The organism is Maridesulfovibrio sp. (assembly GCF_963676065.1).
GTDB lineage: Bacteria > Desulfobacterota > Desulfovibrionia > Desulfovibrionales > Desulfovibrionaceae > Maridesulfovibrio.
Window position 1 is genome coordinate 2,707,752 of record NZ_OY780933.1, and the last position, 22,203, is coordinate 2,729,954.

Below are 22,203 nucleotides of genomic sequence, written 5' to 3' on the forward strand. Positions count from 1 at the left end.
TATAAGGGGGAACATACCCGTTGATGTTTTGTTATGCAAGAAAGTGCAGGTGCAAAATGATGTGCAGAAAGAGAACAGATGCACTTCATTATTTGAATACAACCTTTGTATCAAGGCAGGATAATGCCTGATAGAGTATTATTCCAGCTGAAGTGGAAAGGTTCAAGCTGCGCACATTATCCGTGGTGGGGATATTTACCGCATGTTCAAAATTAGCGAACATCCATTCGGGTAGACCGCGTGTCTCCGGTCCGAGTACGATATGGTCGCCGGGCATGAATTTGAAGTCAAAAAGATGGCTGCCCCGCTTGGCGCTGGTTGTGACCAGTCTGCGGGGTTTAGCGTTCTCTTTATACTCCTGCCAGTTCTTCCATACAGAGAGTTTCACTTTGGGCCAGTAATCAAGACCTGCCCGTTTGAGATGCTTGTCTGAAATGGAAAAACCCAGCGGCTCAATTAAGTGAAGATGGGTATCGGTGCCGGCGCAAAGGCGGGCTATATTCCCGGTATTCGGTGGAATTTCGGGCTCAAATAGAACTATGCTGAACGGATTCGTGAAGATTTCCTGTGTCATGGATGAAATCGATAACAGGAGACGGAAGTAAGAGCAATACAATAAATTTGCTGAAACTCGGGCATAAAAAAATGTCCGGATCAATCGCGGGAGGGAGGCAGAAGCGCTTTTGTGAAAATATAATTCTAAGCTGTTCGTTTCTACCGTTTCCTGCACTCGCCTATCAGTCCAGAACACTTTTTTAAAGATGGATGAAGAACGACTCTTATTTTTAATGGCTTTCGCCTATATTTTTATTGTGTTTAGTCTGTTCTGTTGTCCGTCTTAAATTTATATAAGCATCTTGCATGCCAAAATTTTTTTAGTATGACTAACTGACAAGTATCACTATTTAATTTATCTGAGGAGTTACGAAATCAAGAAGAGAAAAGTTATGGGTGTCAGAATGTAGACGTAATTCAGGTAGAAAATTTAGCAAAAATGAAAAGTGTAAAGTACAAAAATGTAGCATTTAAAAAGGGGCCGTGAAGCCCCCATATAAGTATCGATAAAATCAAGCAAGGCCGCTAAATGGCAGCGATGCATTTGATTTCAACAAGGCCGCCTTTAGGTAACGCACTTACTTCCACTGCGGCCCGAGCCGGTTTATGGCTTGAAAAGAATTCTGAGTATACATTGTTTACCTTGGCGAAATCATTCATATCTGTGAGAAAAACATCAACACTTATGACTTTATTAAGTGAGCTTCCGCAGGCATCGAGGATGGCTTTGAGGTTTTCAAGGGCCTGACGGGCCTGATCTTCTACTTTATCGGAGGCAAAGTCGCCTGAGGCCGGGATAAGTCCGAGCTGTCCGCTGACAAATGCCTGTGAATTGTAGATGGTGGCCTGTGAATAGGGACCTATTGCGGCAGGTGCGTTCTCGGTATTAACGGTAGTAACGATCATAGTCACTCCTTGTGTGTTAAGATTTTTTGGGGAGTCCCCATAAATATTTATCTGAAAAAATTTCAGGGATAAATTTTGTTATCTGGACCAGCGCGGCGACTATCAGGCAGGACATTATAAGCCGGCCCCAGAACAGGCCCGATACGTGTCCACCGATCATCATCAGCAGCAGGGTGTCTTCAATGAGGCTGTGGCAAAGACTCATCAGGGTCAGGGAATAGAATACATCTTTTTTGTTGATACGGCCGGATTTAGTTTCATGAATAATCATGCCTCCACCGTATGATAATCCCATGGTGAGGCCTACAACTGTCAATGCCGAAGCCTTGGATCCTATACCCATCATGGTCAGGAAAGGACGCAGTATAAAATCCATGGCTGCGATGACTTTGATTTTAGTCAGGATTCGCATGACTGCCAGCAGGCAGAAAATTATGCCGAATATGGAAATAAGGTTTCGGAGTTCGCCGATTGCCCATTGAAGCAGTGTCTTATCAATGACGGAGTTGTCCGGGGTCAGCAGAACATTTGCCGGTCCCTGAAGCAGGTCAAAGTTCTGATAAATCAGGTTCAGCACAAGGCCCATAACGAAGGCCGCGAGCATGCGGATGATCAACTGGAAGCCGAGCTTGGGGCCGGAGCTTTGCACAACCCGCAATTCTACCGGCATGGCGTGGGCAACAAGAACCATGGTGCCGAGTACTGTAGCCTGTGCAGCGGTCAAAGGGATATCCTGAGCGAGGCTGAGGAAAACAATCAATCCGCTGTAAATATTGTTGACCAGAGCTGTTGCCCAGACCAGTCCCATTTCACCGGGCAGGCCCACCAGCTTCATTATGGGAGCCAAAGGGGCGGCCAGATAACCTATCAGGTTGAGTTCTTGCAGGATTTTAACTGCAATGACGACAGGAACCATGATTTTGAAAAGATCAAGGCTGATGCGGGTAGCGTCTTTGAAAGTCGTAAGGGTAGCAGTGCTCAGCTGTTTGAGGAAATTCATAATAGGGCCGGTGTTATGTGGTGGGAAAAATAAAGCCGGGCAGACTTGATCGTCTGCCCGGCTGGAAAGTCGGCTCGGTTTAGGCCAGCATTTTTTCTTTCAGACCATTAACCGCTTCTTCTTCTGTTCCGTAAAGATCAAAAATCTTGTGCAGCGCGGCGATATCGATAATTTTTTTGACGCGATCGCTGATATTAAACATGGCGACAGTGCCTTTTTCTTTCATCAGCTTGTTTCTCAGGGTGATCAGGGTTCCTATACCCATGCTGTCCATAAAGTCGACCTTTGTCATATCGAGTGCTACGTTGAAGTGTTTTTCTTCAAAGATGGGATTGATCTGACGTTGAAAGTCGTGGCTTACAACGTGATTCAATTCCGTAGAGTCAATTTTAACAACAGTGATTTCATCTATCTGTTTAAAGCTGATTTCCATTCTTTCTTCCTTAATTCTTTGGTTTTTAACCTATGATCTTGCAGCGTAGGCTACACCGCCTTTCAAATTCTATCAAGTATGAGTTTAGCTTGGGAAGCTGATTTGAAATATCGCCCCGTTGTCGTTATAAAAATGAACATTCCCCCTTAGTTGCTGGGCAAGTGTTTCCACAAGAGTCATGCCCAGGGTTCTTGATTCATTTATATTGAAGTCTTCAGGCAATCCGCGCCCGTTATCGGATACAATGAGTTTGATGAAGCCGTTTTCCATAAACATGGATATCTTGAGCTCGCCGTCTTCATCCTGATCGAAAGCGTGGGTCAGTGCGTTTGAAACAAGTTCGTTAATTATCAGACCGCAGGGGATGGCGGAATCTATTCCCATATGGATATCTTTAATGTCGTATGTCGGCCTGATTTTAGAATCCACAGAATAGGAACGAAGCAGGAATTTAATCAATGTTACCGCGTACTCACTCATATCGATGCGCGAGAGATCCTCGGACCGGTATAGCTTTTCATGCAGCATGGACATGGAGCGCACTCTGTGCTGACATTCCCTGAGCAGGTTTGCGGCTTCTTCGTCTTCGGTGTAGCCGCTTTGCAGACTGAGCAGGCTTGAAATCACCTGTAAATTGTTTTTCACCCGATGGTGAATTTCTTTAAGCATGACCTCTTTTTCTGTTAAAGACGCGCGGACTATAGCTTCTGATTTCTTGCGTGCTGAAATTTCTTCGGAAAGGATTTTATTCATTAATTGCAGTTCTTCGGTCCTTTCACGTATTTTGTTTTCCAGTTCTTCCTTGTATCTTTCATTTTCAACCATCAGCCGGGCTCTGGCGCGGGTTCGGTTGATGGCGTCTTCCAGATCATTAAGGTTGGTGATGGGTTTAGGGATGTAATCCCATGATCCCAAGCGCACAGTGGCTATCACATCTTCAAATGATCCTGTCCCGGAGACAACCACAACAGGGGTCTGAGGCGATTCCTGTCCTAATTGTTTAAGAACGGAGAGGCCGTCCATCTCCGGCATGCGCAGGTCGAGCAGAATTACATCAGGCTTTTGTTCTCTGAATATTTTTAGACCTTCATAACCGTTTCCGGCTTGAAGTACTTCGTAGCCGCTGTCTTCAAGGTAGTGGGCAATGGAAAGTCTGACACTTTCATCATCATCAATGGTCAGAATTTTTGGAATTTCATCCATAGGTAGTGTCCGATGGTTTTACATTTGTATATTTCTATTTTTAGTTCTGTTCTTAGTGGAACTTATCCATTTCGGTTGTTTGAATTGCCTGCTTGAGTTATATTAAGGGTTGAAAACCTTTATAACTCTTTAATTTTTGATTTTGTGAGTATATATTGATAGTCGGCATTAGCCAAGTGGATATTTTGTTTTCGGAGGATGATTAGGAGTGGAAAAAATACGGATATTACTGGTTGCCGCTCCCGGTGAGAACAGGGGAGCCTACCTTAGGGCATTGCGAGATTTTAAAATCGATTGTGATGTTGCCGAATCGCTCCACGATGTGGTTGTTAATCATAACAAGATTAAATACAGCGGATTTCTTATTGATATTCCAACTCTTTTGAGGTCGTCAGCGGCGGATAAGGCTGAAGCCGCTCTTTTGAGTGATAATTTCCCGGTTATGCGTATAAGCAATAATTCAAATGAAGGAATCCGTTGCATTCCCACCGGTAAGTTTTCCGGTCATGGAAGCACCTTGAAAGATTTTTTTCAAGAAAGCTGCTTGAACTTTACAGCAAGGTCTTTACGTGGCACCAAAAGGGCGAACAAGGTGTTGAACGTTTTGCTGAACCGGGATATTTCAGCCAGGAACAGCTATATGGAAAAAAGCGTGGCTTTGAATTTTTCCGCAGAAGGAAGCTTTTTGTTTTCTGTTTCCAAATGGAGAAAAGGGGATACCCTCTGGATTGCCATTATGGAGCTGGATGACAAAGCACCGGTTAAAGCTGAAGTTCAATGGGTAGTACCCTGGGGATTGAAGTCACAGATGCCTGGCATCGGGGTTCAGTTTTTAACCTTGTCTGAAGGACAGGCGGATCAGATTGAAGCGTTAATTCATGATAAGAGGGTGTAGTGTGGGCGAATTAAAGGAAGATAAAAATTTTGAGCGGATGCTTGAGTCTGTTGCCCGTGGAATTCTGGTAGGCGGATCCATAGGTGCAATCGCCGGATGGTTTTTTATGGATCTTCAGCGGGCTTTGCTGCTTGGCATGCTGGTCGGCTGTGTTGCCGGACTGACTATGAAGAGAGTCCGCGATAAACGAGATGTTGAAGATTAACTAAGCAGATATTTCAATAAATCAAAGGCCGTCCCGCAGCAGCAGGACGGCCTTTGATTTTAGATGTCTTATTTTTTAAATCGTAATTATAGAATCTGGCTCAGGAACGCTTTCGTTCTATCGGATTCCGGATTCTTAAAGAAGTGTTCAGGATCGCCTTTTTCAATAAGCATGCCCTGATCCATAAATATGACTTCGTCTGCCACTTCACGGGCAAAACCCATTTCATGGGTGACGACGACCATGGTCATACCTTCCTTGGCAACTGTCTTCATTACATCCAGAACTTCGCCGACCATCTCAGGGTCAAGGGCGGAAGTCGGCTCGTCGAAGAGCAGCACCTTGGGGCCCATGGCCAGAGAACGGGCAATGGCTACACGTTGCTGCTGTCCACCTGAAAGCTGGGTGGGGTATACCCCTGCTTTGTCATGAATACCTACTTTCTTAAGCAGCTCCATGGCAACTTCCCCGGCCTCTTTTTTGGATCTTTTGCGTACTACTGTCTGGGCAATGGTCAGGTTTTCCAGCACTGTTTTATGCGGGAAAAGGTTGAAGGACTGGAAGACCATGCCTACTTCTTCACGGATTTTGTTGATGTTCGTCTTCGGTGAAAGAATATCTACCCCGTCGATGAAAATGTGTCCTGAATCAGCATATTCAAGCCTGTTCAGACAACGCAGGAAAGTAGATTTACCGGAACCGGACGGGCCGATGACAACAACAACCTGTCCTTTATCCACCGTGTGTGAAACATTGGAAAGGGCCTGAACTTCGTGGGGGACATAGAAAGTTTTATATATATTTTGTACTTCAATCATTATCTCTGCACCATTTTCTTTTCAAGGTACTGGACAAACATGGAGAAGGCAAAGGTCAGCAGCAGGTAGAGCAGGGCGCATAAAAACCACAGCTCAAATGGCTGCAGACTTGTTGAAACAGCTTCCCTTGTGCCTTTGGTCAGTTCTCGTATGGCGATTACGCCGAGCAGTGATGAGTCTTTAATCATACTGATGAACTGTCCTGCCAGCGGGGGAAGGATTCTTCTGAAAGCCTGCGGAAGTATGATGTGCTTCATGGCATAGTATTTTGACATACCAAGTGAGCGGGCTGCTTCCATCTGGCCGCGGTGTACTGATTGAATGCCCGCACGGACAATTTCCGCAACGTAAGCACCTGCGAAAATAGCCAGGGAGGCGATGCCGAACCAGAGTGGTGGAATCTGCGAAATATCGTATCTCGCAAGCATATTATTGACCAATGTCCCCAGTACAAAGTACCAGATGAATATCTGTACCAGTAGCGGCGTACCCCTGATCAATTCGATATATGTTATGGCGGAAAGCCGCAGAGCCGGGTTTTGTGATATTCGGGCCAGTCCGGTGAAAAGTCCGAACATGATGCCGAAGACGATGGCGATGGCGCTGACTTTAAGGGTTACAAGCAGGCCTTCGAGAATAACCCCCAGCTTCCATTCTTTTTCAGTTCCTATGGTATCACCGGCGAAAACAGTGTCGTCTTCATAGACGTTCAGACTGTCAGCCGGGACTTCAAAACGTTCTGATTCGTTATTTTCGCCTCTAACTACGACAATTGCATTGTCACCCTGTTGTTTGATGGAAGTAACATTTCCTTCAATATTGGATGTTATATCTATTTCATCCTGATAGTAGAAGTAGTTAGGAATCCGCTCCCAACGCCAGACATAGTCGACCTGCTGTGTTGCCCAATAGAGACCGAATATGGCGGTGAACAGACCGATATAAAATACTGTCTTCCAGAAAATTTCGTAGTTCCGGCCTTTGCCGGGAGCTCTCATTGATGTTCCACTCATAATATAAGCCGATTCTTAAAAATTTGGTCTAAAAATTAAAAAATCAGATTGCACGACAGGGACGCTGGTATGGCGCTATCAGCCCTTTGTCAACAATCTGAGAAAGGGGCGGATAACCCGCCCCTCGATGAATTTTTCTTGCTACTGAATTTTTTTACGCCAAGCGGTGCTTTCAAACCACTTGTGGTAAAGCTTGTCGTAACGTCCGTCGTTCTTGATCTGGGTCAGGAAGTTGTTCAGGAAGTTCAGGAAGTCTGGATCACCCTTGCGGAGACCCCAGCCCAGAGGCTCGTAGGTGAAGGGCTTGTCGAGGAAAATAAGTCTATCCTTACCCTGGTCAGCCATGAAGATAGCATTGAAGGGCAGGTCGTAAATCATAGCTGCTGCCTTTCCGTTGAGAACTTCAAGGGCGGCGTCGGTTTCAAGGTCAAAGGATTTATACTTGGCCTTGGGAAGAAAGCGTTTAGCAGCCTGTTCACCGGTGGTTCCGAGCTTGGAAACAATGGTGTACTGGGGGTCGTTCAGGTCTTTGTAAGACTTGACTTTGCCTGCGAGATTTTTATTAAGCAGAACGGTCTGTCCCACAACCATGAAAGGATTGGCGAAGTTGATCTGAAGGTTGCGCTCCTGATTGACGGTCATACCGGCAGTGATAACGTCAATTTTGTTGGTGAGAAGCGCAGGGATGATGCCGTCGAATTCCATATTAACGGGCACGAACTTTACACCCATGGCTTTAGCCATTTCGCGTGCGAGGTCGATTTCAAAGCCGACGATACGACCTTTTTTGTCAGTCATCTGGAAAGGAATATATCCGGAAGCGATACCGCAACGCAGTTCACCGCTTTTCAAGATGGAGTTGAGGGTGGATTTCCGGGCCAGTTCAATGTCGGATGCATTGGCGGTGGCTGCAAAGCTTAGCGCCAGCACCATGATCAGCATCATGCAAATTCTTTTCATAGTTTTCTCCTTTAAAATCCTAGTCTGTAATTCAAGCCAAAAGAAACTGTGGACTTAGGCCGATCAACCGTATTTGCCTTCCGTCAGAACTTCCTTAACAATCATTTCGATCTTGCAGACCGGGCAGGTCGGCATTGATTCTCTGGGGAAGTATACAATACGGGTTTCACGGCATTTGGGGCAGATAACTTCTACAGCTTCCTGCCGATCTTGTTTGACTTTATTTTTCATTACTTATGCCCCTTTAAAAAATAGTCAGAAAAACTACCTTTTTTTTGAATAAAGTTCAAGAAAACATTTTTTTTAAGCCTTTATAGTTCAAAGAAAACAATATTGTCTATGGAAACCTTTGTTGACATGGGTACCTTTTTGTATAATTTTCATCTTTGTTATTTAAAGGGTATATTAACTTAATCTGGAGGAATATCTATGTTGAAAAAACTTCTCGTATTTTTGATGCTTGCCATGCTTGTTGCCTGTTCTTCTGAAGACGGAACCAAGAAGGCGGATGCCCCGAAGGAAGCTGCTGCTAAAAAAGTAATTTCTGTTGCTTCAGACTGCACATGGCCTCCCATGGAATTTGTTAACAAAGACAAACAGATTGTCGGTTTTTCCGTTGACCTCATGCGTGCTGCTGCTGACGCAGGCGGTTACGAAGTAGACATCAAGAACGTAGCCTGGGACGGCATTTTCGCAGGTCTCGCAGCCGGTAAATATGACTGCATCTGCTCTTCTGTTACAATTAATGAAAAACGCAAGAAGAGCATGGATTTTTCAACTCCATATTTTGAAGTTAAGCAGGCCGTTGTTACCAACAAAGATTCCGATGCAAAATCTCTTGCTGATTTCAAAGGCAAGCCTGTGGGCGCTCAGATCGGTACTACCGGTTACTTTGCAATCAAAGGTATCGATGGAGCTCTTGCCAAGTCTTATGATGAAATCGGTCTCGCTATGGAAGATCTTTACAATGGCCGTATCGTTGCTGTTGTTTGTGATGATCCCATCGCAGCCGACTTTGCCCTGCAGCAGGAAGAATACTCCAAAAAGCTCAAAATTGCTTTTACTGTAAAGAGCGACAAACCTGAATACCTCGGCGTTGCTGTTAACAAGAATAATAAAGAAGTTCTTGACCTCATCAACAAAGGTCTGGCCGCAGTTAAGAAAGACGGCACTTACGATAAAATCAAGGCTAAATGGTTTGGTAGCAATTAATTGTTTGAACTAGCAGGCTTGAATTGCAAATAAATGGCCGGGACCGGAAGTAAATTAACCGGTCCCGGCGTTTTCATGCAGACCGGGTATATATATTATGAAAGAAAAAAAAATTAAGATTGAGGTTACGGATGGGGCCAGCATTCCCGACAGTAGTGATAAGAGTCTGCTGAGTGCTTGGTGGGTTTCCTTTATTGGTGCGGTCGGGATCATCGCCTATCTGATTATTGCAAAACCTGATCCTTATAAAGATATTCTGCTTTTCATTCCCGACGGTATTCTGGTTACTTTCGAGGTAACCATCTGTTCCATTTTCGGGGCATTGGTCCTTGGGCTTTTTACCGGGCTGGGCAGAATCTCCAGCAATAAGATTTTGAACCTTATCGCTTCCACATATGTTGAAGTGGTCAGGGGGATTCCTCTGCTGGTACAGCTTTTTTACATTTATTACGCTATGGGCCGGGTGCTGCAAGTCCCGGACATGCTGTCTGCAATTATCGCCATGAGTGTTTGCTACGGCGCTTATATGGGCGAAGTTTTCCGCGCCGGAATTGAATCTATTGATGAAGGGCAGACCGAGGCTGCAAGATCGCTCGGTTTTAATAAACGGGAGACCATGTTTCTGGTTATCCTTCCGCAGGCATGGCGGACCATCCTGCCTCCGGTCGGTAACGAATTTATCGCTCTGCTAAAGGACTCTTCACTTGTTTCCATTCTGGCAGTATCCGATATCCTCAGGCGTGGCCGTGAATTTGCTGCGCAGAGTTTTCAGTATTTTGAAACATATACAATGATCGCGCTTGTTTATCTGGTGATTACTTTGATCCTTTCAAGAGCGGTTAGCCGGATGGAAGAGAGGTTGAATCATTATGACCGCTAATCCCATTATCGAAATTAATAGTGTTTACAAGTTTTTCGGCGATCTTGCCGCGCTTAGTAACGTTTCCCTTGATATTAAGCAGGGTGAAAAGGTCGTTATTATCGGTCCTTCCGGATCAGGTAAGAGTACCCTGTTGCGCTCTATCAACCGTCTTGAGGAAATCAACAGAGGTTCCATCCTTGTTGATGGGTTGGATGTTCATGATAAGGATAACGATATTAATGTTATTCGTCAGGAACTGGGAATGGTTTTCCAGTCCTTCAACCTTTTTCCGCATAAGACCGTTTTGGAAAATCTGACCATGGCTCCGGTTCGCCTGAAAGGAATGGACAAGGAAGAAGCAAGGGCTGTGGCTGTTGATCTTCTTAGAAAGGTCGGTATTCGCGAGAAAGCGGATGTCTATCCTTCCAAGCTTTCCGGGGGACAGCAGCAGAGGGTTGCTATCGCACGAGCGCTGGCTATGAATCCAAAAATTATGCTTTTTGATGAGCCTACATCCGCTCTTGACCCGGAAATGATCGGCGAGGTTCTGGATGTAATGAAAAAGTTGGCTGTTGAAGGCATGACCATGGTCGTGGTGACTCACGAAATGGGTTTTGCCCGCGAAGTTGCGGACAGGATTGTTTTCATGGAAGATGGACAGATAATAGCCTGTGCACCGCCGAAAGAATTCTTCAACAACGCCGAGCATCCTCGCTTAAAACAATTTCTGGATCAGATTTTGTAAGCTCAGTTTCATATATTGTTATCTTAACCGGCCCTGAATGGTTCAGGGCCGGTTTTTTTGTGTACCTAAAAAATAATTACCTAAAAATGTTTTCAATTTTTGTATTTATCTACTATATGAGGTAGCTAGTAAGTCTTTAAATAAATGTGACGGGGTATAGTTGATGTCAGGGAAGCGGATTCTCGTTGTTGATGATGAAAAGATTGTGAATCTCGATATTCAGGCTGTTTTACGGCGCTTGGGCTATGAAGTTGCCGGTGGGGCAGTTACTGGCTCTGAGGCTATTGATAAAGCTATCACCAGTCGGCCTGATTTGGTCCTTATGGACATTAAGCTGCAAGGAGAAATGGACGGCATTGAAGCAGCCAATACCATCATCAAAGTTTATGATAGCCCTGTCGTTTTTCTAACCGCCTTTTCGGATGAAAAAACCCTGACCAGGGCAAAGCTTTCCGGACCGTTCGGTTATCTGCTGAAACCTTTCGAGGAACGTGAACTGCGTTCCTCCATTGAAATAGCTCTCTATAAGCATGGGATGGAGCAGGAATGCCGCCGGGCTGTGGCTGATGCTGAAGCTGCCAACGAGGCCAAAAGTTCCTTTCTTGCGACTATCAGTCATGAGCTTCGTACACCGATGAACGGTATTCTGGGACTTAGTGAAATACTTCTTGGAAGTGGACTGGCCGCTGAGCAGAAGGAATATGTGGAACTGATTAAGGGGTCAGCCACGTCTTTGCTGCGGGTTTTAAATGATATGCTTGATTATTCAAAGATCGAGCAACGGATTCTGGATCTTAAGGAAGGAGTCTTTGATGTCCGTAAGACTCTCGCTCTGGTAATGGATTCCCACCAGCCCAATGCCGGAAGTAAAGGCATTCACATGGAATGTTTTGTCCATCCCGATGTATCCGAAGAATTGCAGGGAGATTCCGGAAGACTAACTCAAATTTTGAATAACCTTGTCAGTAATGCCATCAAATATACAGAGAAGGGTGGCGTTGCCATCGATGTTATGCCCGACGATTATGATTCCGAACCTTATCCTGCCGGCTGTTTAAGACTGCTTTTCAGTGTATCTGATACCGGTGTCGGAATTTCGCCAAAGAAGGCGGATACCATTTTTGAAAGTTTTACCCAGCTGGAAGATTACATGACCCGCAAGCAAGGCGGGATCGGGCTGGGTCTGACTATTACCCGTAATCTAGTCAATATGCTGCATGGTGCTATCTGGCTCGATACCGAGCCGGATCAGGGCAGCAGCTTTTATTTTACGGCAGTGTTCAAGCTTGTAGACAAATGCGTTGAGGAAAGGCAGCAAAGTAACTGCGAAATTTTAGATTTTCCCCAGTTTAAAAGGGTGATGCTTGCTGATGATAATATAATTACCCGCAGAGTAGTTTCAGCCTTTTTGGAGAACACTAATTGTGAATTGAAACTAGTTGAGAACGGGCGGGAAGCAGTGGGGCTCTTGACTCAGAACTCCTTTGATCTTGTCATTATGGATATTCAGATGCCGATTATGGACGGACTGGAGGCAACCCGGCTTATCCGCTCCGGATATATCGAAAATGTCGACCCGCAGATTCCAATCCTCGCGCTGACCGCACACGCCATGAAGGGGGACCGTGAACGTTGCCTTGAAGTGGGAATGAATGGCTATCTATCCAAGCCTTTCAATTCCACAGGATTGATAGAAGCGATGCTTTCCGTCCTTAAAGGAGAAGACGGGGTAGCGGGGATAGACTCAGAATTTAAGGGTAAGCCCGAAGGACATACCTGTCTGGATTTTAAGGGTACAATTGCGCGTCTTGACGGTAATGATGAGCTTGTTCGCGAAATTTATAATCATTTCCAGGAGTTGGCTCCTTTGCATCTAGACATGATTACTGAGGCTGCCGGTAAAAATGATATACAAAAATTGAGGGAAGAGATCGGTCTGTTACATGGATTGGCCCTTGATGTCGGGGCGTATAAACTTTCATCGCTGACTCATGACATTGATGAATTCTTGCAGGATAAAGGTCTGGTCGGAATTGAAAAAATGATATCTGGTATAAAGACTGAAGCTGAGGACATTTATTCAGTGATGTCCGATTATCTTAGCAAAACCTCCTGATTTTAATTGTGCTTGTTTTTTTTATCTGAAAGGATGGGCTATTCTCAGCGCATCAATCATAATTTAAGGATTCGAGCATGACCCCGCCAGAAGAAAAAATAATAAAATCACCTGCTATCTATACATTTTTCCTTATTCTCCTGCTTATTTCGGCTATAGCATTAGGTTATTCCGTTATTCAGCCGTTCATAAATACAATTATCATTTCAGTTGTTTTAAGTGGTATCTTTTATCCCCTGAATAAGAAGATATGCAGGCGTCTAGGCGGCAGGCCAAAAATAAGTGCTTTTCTGACCGTTCTTATAATTATTTTTGCTATAATAATTCCGGCGTTGATCTTTTTTCTGGGGCTGATCGGACAGGGCGTGAATTCCGTCTCTGCTATTAACGAATGGTTGCGTACAACTGATTTTTCGACTTTTTTTAATTCGGAACAATACAACACGTATCTTCACTGGCTGGAGCATAAATTTCCGTTTATTGAGATCAGTTCCAGCGATATCCAATCCAGAATACTCGAAATCTCACGAGGGTTCGGACAGGCTCTGCTTACTTCCGGTACATGGTTGGCCGCAAATATGGCAAGCCTTGTCGCTCAGTTTCTGATTATGCTTTTTCTCGTATTCTCTTTCCTCAAGGATGGAGACAGCTTTATCAAACGGCTGCGGTATCTGTCGCCTTTACGTTCGGAGCAGGAAGATTTTATCATCGAAAGTCTCAGAAAGGTGTCGAAATCAGTGCTTTTCGGCAGTCTTTTTATCGCGGTACTACAGGGAATTGTTGGGGGGATAGGATTGGCTATTGCTGGAATTCCGGCTCTTTTCTGGGGGACAATGATGAGTTTTACCTCCCTTATCCCGGTTCTTGGAACCGGCTTGATCTGGATTCCTGCTACAATTTATCTGGTCATTATCGGCAAATTTAAGGTCGCGGTCTTTTTGTTGCTCTGGTGTGGCGTGCTGGTTACAGGGATCGATACCGTTATCCGGCCGATTCTTGTGCGTGAAGCATCACGTGTCTCTACTATTTATGTATTTCTTGCAATCCTTGGCGGTATTAATGCTTTCGGTCCGCTGGGTATCCTATACGGACCGCTGATCCTCTCATTTCTGATGGTGATGCTCCACATTTACGGTGTGGAATTCCAGGATGTGCTCAACCAAAAAAAATAGTCATAATAGCAATTTGTTGAATCCGTTGTGAATCTATTGAATTTTACGGGGAGTATTTTCCTGTGTGAAAATGACTGGATAAAATTTGGAGTCCAGCCTTTTGAGCTGGAGCATTCCAGATTTGATCATATCCCTGACTTTGACGAATGTTTCAACCTTTCCCGGTATATTTTTAAGCATTATGTAGCCGTCTCCTCCTCCTGCAAGATATGAGTTGGTTGCCAGCGAATATTTATGCTTGGGATATACTTTTATGTATCTGCCCGATTTATCTAATATTTGAATGTTTGATACACGCGTCCCTGCAGTACTTATCTTTACGGGGTTACCCTTGCTGTCCAGTTTTAGTTTTTGCGCTGTGCCCTTGATATTCAGTGTGAATTTAAGTCCGGAGATCTGGAGAAAAGCACCGGAAGGTTCAGGAAGATTATGAACTGAGCGTTCAAGAATCTGCTTCAGGGTATGCCCGGTAACTTTCATGATGGTCACGTTGTTTCCGAAAGGAAACATGGTGTTGATGTCTTTATCCGTTACCGGACCCGCTGGTATTATTTTATCGCCCCTGATGCCGCCCCCGTTCTGAAAGGCGATATCAGTCTTGAACTTGTCGCGCATTATGGAGCTGACTATGTTTCCGGCGAGATTGTTTGCGGTTCTAATGGAAGAGGCACGTGTATCAAGTGCGGCGGGACTGATGGCCAGCGGAATAGATTCGGAGTTCATATCTTTGATCGATAATGAAAGATAGCGCTTTATGTCGGCATCTTCTTTAGTACTGTCGGTGACAGGAATTATGGTCCATTCATGTTTGCGGATAGACTCATTTTCCATACTTATTTTCAGTACACCAACGTAGCGCCCCTGACTTCCGCATTGGACCATAAGGCCCGGAAGAGATCCGTCTCTGGCAATAATTTCCTGACCGGGTAATATGTCTTTGTAGCTCTGGCCTCCGCAGATAACGTCTATCTCGGGAACCTTCTGTAAAATTTCTTTCTGATCATGCAAAGTCAGGTGGCTCAGAAGTACAATCAGATCGACTTTCTCTTCTGATTTCAGTTTAAGGGCAGTCTGACGGGCTGATTTAATTATATCCGCCGGTACGGATATCCCCGATCCCGGATTAGAGATAAGTTTGATCTCCGGCATAATCATGCCCATAAAACCAACACGTATAAAATTTTTTTCGATAACATCCGTTTTACGGATATATTTTTTTAGCGGATTCCCGGAGGATATTTTCAGGTTGCTGACTACCGTGGGGAAATTCTTTGTTTTTAGACAGTTGACCAGAAGTTTAGAGCCTCGGTTGAATTCGTGATTACCAAGAGTTGAAATATCGAACCCCATCTTATTCATTGCGGTAAAAACGGTTTGTCCTTTTTGATTTGTCAGGGATTCTCCCATAAGGTCATCACCGGTAGCGATTGTTATCGTTGAGTTTGGATACTTGCTTCTATATGATTCAAATATTGACTGAATTCTTGCAAATCCTCCGAAAGTACGTACCATACCGGCATTGTTTTGATTATCTTTTTCTGCTGCGGGCAGCAGTTGTCCGTTCAGTCCGGATGTGGTCAGCAATACAATATCCCAGCGGGTTGCATATCCGGGTGAAGCCGTCATAAGAATGGCAATAACAGACGTTATGATAGTGAATAAACGCATTGCAAATCCGTAGTGTTTGTTTAAAGAAGATTCAGCATATAAATTATAACATATATATCTTTCAGGCGTAACGTAATTCAGTTTCTTTTTTTTATCTAGTGTCATCATATTTAATATATCAGCAGTAAGGCAGGTTGCAGTGCTTTTATTGAGTTTACGTAAATTTGTTTTTTATCTTTTTCTTGTGGCTTCAGCGTCTTCTTTTTTAAGTGCTTGCTCCTTGTATACCGGCACGCCCGATGTTCCGGTAAAGAGCCATGTAACTCCTACAAAGGGGTATTACAAAATTGACTCTGAGCAGGTTGAAGCCCTTATCAACCGGCTGCAGAATAGTGCCGGTGATGATCTTTCATGGCGCGATTTGGAGAAAGGGATTAAACGCAACCTCAGATATGTTTCCAGTAAACCGGCGAATAAAGTAGCCGCAAGATACGGCCGTCTGGCGATAACGTGGGGGATGCTCAAGCGTACAAATGAAGAAATGCTTGAACTCCTGCCTCAGCTCCAATATGCGCCAGAGCTGCTGAACGAGAAATTTGTCTGGTATTCCATGGTCCCGCGTACTCTTTTAACCGGGTATTACGAACCGTATCTTGAAGCCTCACTCACTCCCGACCCGGAATATCCTTATCCTCTTTACAGCATTCCTGCCGACTTGAAGGTTCTTGATCTCGGTAAATTCCATCATCGCTGGAAAGGGCAGCATCTGATTTATCGTCAGGAATCAGGAGAAGCGGTCCCCTATCATGACCGTGAAGAGATTGATTTTAAAGGAGCGTTGAAGGGTAAAGGCTTGGAGATAGCATGGGTTAAAGATCTGGTGGATGTTTTTATTCTACAGATTCAGGGCTCCGGAAGACTCGTCTTGCCAGATGGCAGCGTGAAACATGTCCTTTATGCCGGTAAAAACGGTTTGAAGTATGTTTCCCTCGGCAAGGTGCTCATCCAGCGTGGCTTATTGCCCAAAGAAGGAATGAGCATGCAGAGAATCAAAGCCTTTTTGGATGATAATCCGCAACTTATGGAAGAATTGCTGACTACCAATCCCAGTTACGTTTTTTTCCGTCTTGCTGATGAGGGACCGTTCGGTTCCATGGGGGCGGCATTGACTCCCATGACCAGCGTTGCCGTTGATAGCAAGGTTCTGCCGTTGGGCTCTCTGGCTTTGCTTACAACCGGTCTTCCGCAACAGGATGAAAATCAGAAGTCGCCTTTTGTCCGTATGGTCATGGCGCAGGACCGAGGCGGAGCGATTAAGGGAACAAGGGTTGATCTGTTTTGCGGTTCCGGTCCTGAGGCGGAATATCTGGCCGGTCATCTTACTTCATGGTCGCACATTTACCTGCCGGTAAGTCGCGCTGTAGTTGATGAAATGAAAGATAAGAAAATTCGCTAGCACTATGCAGGTTCGATTAGTTCATATCTTTCATAATTGTTTTGTGCTTGAAGTCGGTGAAATAAGTTATGTCTTTGATATCCCGGCAGATCGGTTCAGAAGTAAAAAAGTCCTTACCGCTTTACAACGGAGTCTTTGCGGACGTGATGTTGTCGTTTTTTTTTCGCACAGCCATCAGGATCATTTCGCACCTGATTACAGGGAAGTCTGTCTGGGAGCGAAATCACTGCAAGCGGTGATTTCGGATGATATTGAGGAAATGTACCCGGATCTTGATTTCAGCGACGCCTTAATCGTGGAACCGGATGAAGATTATGAATTTAACGGCTTGGCAATCCGAACATTTATGTCCAATGATCTTGGAGTGGCTTTCTTTTTTCGCACAGCTGAAGGGGTGAAAGTCTATAACGGCGGAGATCTTGCCTGCTGGGATTGGGAAAATGCTTCGCCAAACGAATTGGTCTTTACCCGTTCTTTTTTTAGTTCCGTAGTGGAAAAAATGACTGAATACAGTCCACATATAGTTTTCTCAAATGTGGATAGAAGGCTTGAAAGCCTTGCCGGAGGGCCGCAGCTGGTTAAGGAGGTTAAACCGCAGGTTTTCGTTCCGACCCATGCTTTGGGGCGTACTCAGTGGCTGCAGGGAATTCATGAACGTCTGGGAATTGATGAGTCTGATTGTTTTACCTATCGCCGGACAGGTGACACGCAATTTTTTGATCTGGATGTACGCTAAAGAAATCCCCGGGTACATCCGTATCCGGGGATTTTAAAATTCTAATTCATGAAAAAAATCGGCTTTTGCTATTTTTCATTCATTTTACAGGGCGGAACTCTATATCCTCCATTTCCATGGGGGATGCCGTTGGGCCGCACGTTGCCGATGGAGAGCAGCTTTTCACATTCTTTTTGACCGCATTCAGGACAATCTGCCTTAGTATCCTTACCGGGCATAACCAGTTCGTCAAATTCCTTACCACACTTAGGGCATTTAAATTCATAAATGGGCATTTGCTGACTCCTTTTATATGTGAGGGGAGCGAGGCTCCGTTGTTTGTAACTACAGGAATCAGGGGTAAGAGAAAATTGCGCGCTTTTCAAGAGAAAATTAAATAGTTGTGGAAAGCAGCGTGCCACCGCCCATCATACCCAACTGTGAGAAAAAACCGTTGAGCTGTCCATGAACCTGACTGGCCTGCTGGTCCTGCTGCTCTTGAATCCTTGCTGCTTTTTCGAGCAACATATTGATGTTTTTCGTTATCTTAGCCAGCTCATTCTGCTCCTCGTCTGTCAGGGGAGTTTCCTTTGACTTATCTTTCAGAGCATCGGCTTTTTCATCCAGATTGTAATACAGGTTTTTTTCGGCATTGCTTAAACCGTGAGTTACCAGTTTACCGACGATCTGTTCCATCTCGCTGATAATGCTGTCGGCTCGTTTGGTTTCTTCTTCCGTGAGCTCTTTTTTGGCTGTACCGCAGATTTCATCAATCTGCCGATTCAGATCATCTGCTTTGACCTGTTCCTCTTCTGTTAACGTCTTGGGGCCGGTTATGCCGAAAAGTTCTTTCAGTTCACCCTGGATGGATGCTTCCTTTTTCTTTTCAGCGGCAGTCAGTATTTTCCCTTCAGGATAATACATTTTCTTTAGTTCCCATTTCAGGCTTTCGGCCCTTTGGCGATCAGGTCCCTGCGGATCTTTAGTGGGAACTATCTCATATAGCTCATCTAACTGAGTCTGAAGGTCATCCACCTTCTTCTGTTCTTCGGCGGTCAGTTTTTTGGGGTCTCCATCAAGGCCGTAAAGTTTGTCCAATTCTTTCTTCAGTTCTTCAAAACGTTTTTCTTGATCTTCACGGACCGACGAATCATTGACACCGTATATATTATTCAACTGAGAGTAATATCCATTTACCTGCTGCTGTTCATCAGAAGAAAGTCCGAAGCTCATGGAAGCGAATTGCATCTGCAATTGTCTGCGAATTTGAGTTGGGCTTAAGCCTTTTGAAATATTTGGTTTTTGTGCGCTCTGAGTGTTGTTGGCTATGTTGGAAAAATAGCTTCCGGCTGTGCTTGAACCGCTTAAAATTGAGCTGGTGAACATTTCAGGCTCCTGAGAAATAAAAATAGTTGGGAAATCCTTTCCGTAAAAATTGTTTTCTTAAAAAGTAAGCAAGTATCATGCCTAGTTATGATTTTACGTCTCAGAGAGAAAAACACATACGGAAAAAACTTTTTATACGGTGCTAAATATATTTTTTAGTTATTGATGCACCGTAGTTGCGCAAGGCGGATATTTGTGAGAGTCACGAAGAGTTTGTCGGGAGGTAGGATCAAGAATTTTTAAAAATGTTTAAATTCTTGATTTGGGATCGTCCTTGAAGTATAGTCCTTTCCGTTATAAACACGATCATTTAGGAGGAAAAAAATGAGCGCAGCAACTGAAAAAGTACATCAGATGGAAGATTATCAGCAGAATGAGAATGTTCTTGCTGAAGACGTCGCAGCCGGCGTCAGCGAAACTGCTCAGAAGGATATGGGAAAGGTCGCAATGATCATTTCCTTTATGGCAGTAGTTCTTCTCGTAGTATTTTTCTACGGCCTGAATCAGAACCTGACCAGCCTTACTTCTGAAGTTAAAGATTTACAGAGCGTACGTGGTGAAGTGGCAGATCTCAATTCCCAGATGGCTGTTGTAGACGGCAGACTGGTTGAACTTGAAAAACTCCCCACTAAAACCAGACATATTATTATGGACGGCATTATTGAAGAAATGAACCAGAAAGCTTCTTACGTTGGCGCACAGCTCGGCGAAGAAGATCAGGCAAAACTTGCCAAGGTTCAGGAGCTCCTCAAGGACGTTCAGTCCGGCCTCCAGAAATAATAGCTTTGAGAAATCAAAGTTTGGGCGCATCGGGAATTCCCGGTGCGCTTTTTTTTATTCCACTTTTTCCCCGACTCGGGAGGTAAAGACGTTTTCCAGCGGGACATCCCGGTCATAACAGGTCAGGCCGCAACGCAGGCAGCGTGAGGTTTCGTAGCGCAGCTCTTCTTCGTTTAGGCAGCCTTCGACTTCTTTGAAAGTGGCAGTGCGGTCTTCCCCGGTGCAGTTGTGTGGTATTTCGGTCCGATTTTTGTTTTTGCAGCCGTCTACATCTTTAAAAAGTGTGTATGGAATAGGATCCTGCAGCAGATTCTCCGCCAGCGGAATTTCGCCTGTGGTCAGCAGATAATGTATCGAACGTGCGGCGCGTCTTCCGGCTCCGACAGCAGAAATTACAAGGTCCGGGCCGGAAACATTATCACCCCCGGCAAAGACTTTGGGTATGGAAGTCTGCAGGGTTTCCGGGTCGGCCGCAATTGTTCTCCAGCGGGTGAAATTAATACTGCATTGTTCTTCGCCATCGGTATAGAAACAGGATAACTGTGGCTTCTGCCCGATGGCAGAAATGACTGTATCAACGGGATAACGGGTTTCAGAACCTTCCACAGGTAAAGGGCGCCTGCGGCCGGAAGCATCCGCCTCGCCCAGCTCCATTTTTACACATTCCAGATGGGTGGCCCTGCCTTTATCGTCCATTATGATTTTGGTGGGAGCGCTCAGAAAGATATATCTGATACCTTCATCTGCCGCGGCTTCAATTTCCTCAGTGTTGGCAGGCATTTCATTACGGGTGCGTCTGTATAGCAGAGTCACGTCACAGCCGAGACGAACGCTTGTGCGTGCGGCATCTATGGCTGTATTTCCCCCGCCGACAACGATGACTTTCGGGCCTATATCAGGAGTCTGTCCTAATCCGACGGCGGTGAGAAATTCTGTGCCGGAGAGCACTCCTTTAGCGTCTTCGCCTTCAATGCGCAGGGTCCCGCTGGCCCACGCGCCAATTCCCATGAAAAAAGCTTCAAATCCTTCTTCTTCGAGGTCGTTGATAAGAAAATCCGTCCCCAGTTTCAGTCCGGTACGGACATTTATACCCAGGTCGATTATGCCTTGAATCTCCCATGCCAGATCTTTTTTCGGTAGCCTGTATTCAGGAATTCCGTACCGCAACTGACCGCCCAGTTCGGGCAGGGCTTCTATGATGGTCGGGCTGTGACCCAGCCGACGCAGAAAATTGGCGCACGATAGACCGGCCGGACCGCCGCCGATTATTGCTACCTTATGGCCTGTTTCCTTGGCGCAGGGGATGGGCAGGCGAAGGTCGTTTTTCATTTCCCAATCCGCCACAAAACGCTTGATCATGTTGATGCCGACCGGTTCATCTACATGCGTGCGGCGGCAGACCTTTTCGCACGGACGCGGGCAGACCCGGCCGCATACCAGCAGCAGGGGATTGCGTTCGCGGATGATGTTGACCGCTCCGGCATAGTCGCCATTGTTCGCTGCTTCGATATAACGGGGAATGTTGATGTTTGCCGGGCATCTTTGCTGACAGGGGGCGAGACAATCATTCACCTCTTCCATATGCAGCAGCTTGGCGCTCATGGAAACTATCGAGAGAACTCCGCGGGGGCATGCTTCCACGCATTTGCGGCAGGCCCGGCAGGCCAGCGGATCTACTACAGGCAGATTTTCCGGTCCCATATGAATAGCATCAAAAGGGCAGACCGCAACGCATGTTCCAAGCTCGAGACATCCTTCGGGGCAGGTTTTGGAGCCTTCATAAAGCAGGGCCTGTGCACGGCAGTTATTAGCACCTTCGTAGTTGTAAAGTTCTTCTGCCCGCTCGCCTCCGGTACAATCACGGAAGGCCAGTTCCTGTTCCATATCCAGCACTTCAAGTCCCATTACGGCACCAACAGCTTTAGCGGTCTCGATTCCGCCGATGACGCATACATTTGCGCCGGATTTACCCTTCACCACCGCATTGGCCGCGCCTGAGCATCCGGCGTAACCGCAGCCTCCGCAGTTTACGCCGGGCAGCACATCTTCGACCTGTGCAATCCGGGGATCTTCTTTTACGTGTAGGATTCTGGAAGCCACAGCAAGTATGGTGGCGGCAGTAAAACCCAGTCCCATCAGTACTAGAAGTGATGAAATAATCAT

Annotated in this window: 23 protein-coding genes; 10 read left to right on the forward strand and 13 right to left on the reverse strand. The window is 45.5% G+C overall.

Annotation, left to right across the window (positions count from 1 at the left end; translation table 11 throughout):
* Positions 1-88 precede the first annotated feature (88 nt).
* The 5 genes from ACKU35_RS12100 to ACKU35_RS12120 all read right to left on the reverse strand — a co-directional run bounded on the left by ACKU35_RS12100 (position 89) and on the right by ACKU35_RS12120 (position 4,097).
* Entirely contained in the window at positions 89-574 is a 486-nt protein-coding gene (locus ACKU35_RS12100) for a tRNA (cytidine(34)-2'-O)-methyltransferase (protein ID WP_319759475.1), read from the reverse strand.
* 506 nt (positions 575-1,080) lie between these two features.
* Complete coding sequence (locus tag ACKU35_RS12105) at positions 1,081-1,461, reverse strand: Rid family detoxifying hydrolase (protein ID WP_319759476.1); 381 nt, start codon at positions 1,459-1,461, stop codon at positions 1,081-1,083.
* Positions 1,462-1,477: 16 nt separating this feature from the next.
* Positions 1,478-2,461, reverse strand: coding sequence for a hypothetical protein (locus ACKU35_RS12110; RefSeq protein ID WP_319759477.1), 984 nt, complete (start codon positions 2,459-2,461; stop codon positions 1,478-1,480).
* A 79-nt stretch (positions 2,462-2,540) separates the two neighbouring features.
* Positions 2,541-2,894 (reverse strand): STAS domain-containing protein, encoded by a 354-nt coding sequence (locus ACKU35_RS12115; RefSeq protein WP_319759478.1) that lies wholly within the window; start codon positions 2,892-2,894, stop codon positions 2,541-2,543.
* A gap of 84 nt (positions 2,895-2,978) precedes the next feature.
* On the reverse strand, positions 2,979-4,097 hold the full coding sequence (locus tag ACKU35_RS12120) for a histidine kinase dimerization/phosphoacceptor domain -containing protein (RefSeq protein ID WP_319759479.1): 1,119 nt from the start codon (positions 4,095-4,097) through the stop codon (positions 2,979-2,981).
* Positions 4,098-4,305: 208 nt separating this feature from the next.
* Here ACKU35_RS12120 and ACKU35_RS12125 point away from each other — a divergent pair, with 208 nt between their 5' ends.
* Both ACKU35_RS12125 and ACKU35_RS12130 read left to right on the forward strand, forming a co-directional pair.
* Entirely contained in the window at positions 4,306-4,992 is a 687-nt protein-coding gene (locus ACKU35_RS12125; RefSeq protein WP_319759480.1) for a PilZ domain-containing protein, read from the forward strand.
* Position 4,993: 1 nt separating this feature from the next.
* Positions 4,994-5,197: a hypothetical protein gene (locus ACKU35_RS12130; protein ID WP_319759481.1), complete on the forward strand. Its 204-nt coding sequence runs from the start codon at positions 4,994-4,996 to the stop codon at positions 5,195-5,197.
* An 86-nt stretch (positions 5,198-5,283) separates the two neighbouring features.
* Here ACKU35_RS12130 and ACKU35_RS12135 read toward each other — a convergent pair whose 3' ends face one another.
* From ACKU35_RS12135 to ACKU35_RS12150, 4 genes are all read right to left on the reverse strand, one after another.
* Complete coding sequence (locus ACKU35_RS12135; protein WP_319759482.1) at positions 5,284-6,015, reverse strand: amino acid ABC transporter ATP-binding protein; 732 nt, start codon at positions 6,013-6,015, stop codon at positions 5,284-5,286.
* On the reverse strand, positions 6,015-7,028 hold the full coding sequence (locus tag ACKU35_RS12140; protein WP_319759483.1) for an amino acid ABC transporter permease: 1,014 nt from the start codon (positions 7,026-7,028) through the stop codon (positions 6,015-6,017). The genes ACKU35_RS12135 and ACKU35_RS12140 overlap by 1 nt, the downstream gene beginning before the upstream one ends.
* A 141-nt stretch (positions 7,029-7,169) precedes the next feature.
* Positions 7,170-7,988 (reverse strand): transporter substrate-binding domain-containing protein, encoded by an 819-nt coding sequence (locus ACKU35_RS12145; RefSeq protein ID WP_319759484.1) that lies wholly within the window; start codon positions 7,986-7,988, stop codon positions 7,170-7,172.
* A 63-nt stretch (positions 7,989-8,051) separates the two neighbouring features.
* Positions 8,052-8,219, reverse strand: a complete 168-nt coding sequence (locus ACKU35_RS12150) for a hypothetical protein (RefSeq protein WP_319759485.1) — start codon at positions 8,217-8,219, stop codon at positions 8,052-8,054.
* A gap of 198 nt (positions 8,220-8,417) precedes the next feature.
* On the opposite strand from ACKU35_RS12150, the gene ACKU35_RS12155 reads away from it, so the two are divergent.
* The 5 genes from ACKU35_RS12155 to ACKU35_RS12175 all read left to right on the forward strand — a co-directional run bounded on the left by ACKU35_RS12155 (position 8,418) and on the right by ACKU35_RS12175 (position 14,095).
* Complete coding sequence (locus tag ACKU35_RS12155) at positions 8,418-9,200, forward strand: basic amino acid ABC transporter substrate-binding protein (RefSeq protein WP_319759486.1); 783 nt, start codon at positions 8,418-8,420, stop codon at positions 9,198-9,200.
* A 97-nt stretch (positions 9,201-9,297) separates the two neighbouring features.
* Positions 9,298-10,080 carry an amino acid ABC transporter permease gene (locus ACKU35_RS12160; protein WP_319759487.1) on the forward strand — a complete coding sequence of 261 codons (783 nt, stop codon included), beginning with the start codon at positions 9,298-9,300 and terminating at the stop codon, positions 10,078-10,080.
* Entirely contained in the window at positions 10,070-10,807 is a 738-nt protein-coding gene (locus ACKU35_RS12165) for an amino acid ABC transporter ATP-binding protein (protein ID WP_319759488.1), read from the forward strand. The genes ACKU35_RS12160 and ACKU35_RS12165 overlap by 11 nt, the downstream gene beginning before the upstream one ends.
* Before the next feature lie 163 nt (positions 10,808-10,970).
* Positions 10,971-12,923: a response regulator gene (locus tag ACKU35_RS12170; RefSeq protein ID WP_319759489.1), complete on the forward strand. Its 1,953-nt coding sequence runs from the start codon at positions 10,971-10,973 to the stop codon at positions 12,921-12,923.
* 77 nt (positions 12,924-13,000) lie between these two features.
* On the forward strand, positions 13,001-14,095 hold the full coding sequence (locus ACKU35_RS12175; protein ID WP_319759490.1) for an AI-2E family transporter: 1,095 nt from the start codon (positions 13,001-13,003) through the stop codon (positions 14,093-14,095).
* A 33-nt stretch (positions 14,096-14,128) separates the two neighbouring features.
* On the opposite strand, the gene ACKU35_RS12180 is transcribed toward ACKU35_RS12175, so the two are convergent.
* Positions 14,129-15,763 (reverse strand): bifunctional UDP-sugar hydrolase/5'-nucleotidase, encoded by a 1,635-nt coding sequence (locus tag ACKU35_RS12180; protein WP_319759491.1) that lies wholly within the window; start codon positions 15,761-15,763, stop codon positions 14,129-14,131.
* 139 nt (positions 15,764-15,902) lie between these two features.
* On the opposite strand from ACKU35_RS12180, the gene ACKU35_RS12185 reads away from it, so the two are divergent.
* Entirely contained in the window at positions 15,903-17,159 is a 1,257-nt protein-coding gene (locus ACKU35_RS12185; protein ID WP_407944185.1) for a murein transglycosylase A, read from the forward strand.
* A gap of 4 nt (positions 17,160-17,163) precedes the next feature.
* Positions 17,164-17,895: a hypothetical protein gene (locus ACKU35_RS12190; RefSeq protein ID WP_319759493.1), complete on the forward strand. Its 732-nt coding sequence runs from the start codon at positions 17,164-17,166 to the stop codon at positions 17,893-17,895.
* A 68-nt stretch (positions 17,896-17,963) separates the two neighbouring features.
* On the opposite strand, the gene ACKU35_RS12195 is transcribed toward ACKU35_RS12190, so the two are convergent.
* Both ACKU35_RS12195 and ACKU35_RS12200 read right to left on the reverse strand, forming a co-directional pair.
* A complete protein-coding gene (locus tag ACKU35_RS12195; RefSeq protein ID WP_319759494.1) occupies positions 17,964-18,170 on the reverse strand; it encodes a zinc ribbon domain-containing protein in 207 nt (68 codons plus the stop codon).
* A 97-nt stretch (positions 18,171-18,267) separates the two neighbouring features.
* Positions 18,268-19,260, reverse strand: a complete 993-nt coding sequence (locus ACKU35_RS12200; protein WP_319759495.1) for a hypothetical protein — start codon at positions 19,258-19,260, stop codon at positions 18,268-18,270.
* A 324-nt stretch (positions 19,261-19,584) separates the two neighbouring features.
* Here ACKU35_RS12200 and ACKU35_RS12205 point away from each other — a divergent pair, with 324 nt between their 5' ends.
* A complete protein-coding gene (locus tag ACKU35_RS12205; protein WP_319759496.1) occupies positions 19,585-20,040 on the forward strand; it encodes a hypothetical protein in 456 nt (151 codons plus the stop codon).
* Positions 20,041-20,094: 54 nt separating this feature from the next.
* On the opposite strand, the gene ACKU35_RS12210 is transcribed toward ACKU35_RS12205, so the two are convergent.
* Positions 20,095-22,203, reverse strand: a complete 2,109-nt coding sequence (locus ACKU35_RS12210; RefSeq protein ID WP_319759497.1) for an RnfABCDGE type electron transport complex subunit B — start codon at positions 22,201-22,203, stop codon at positions 20,095-20,097.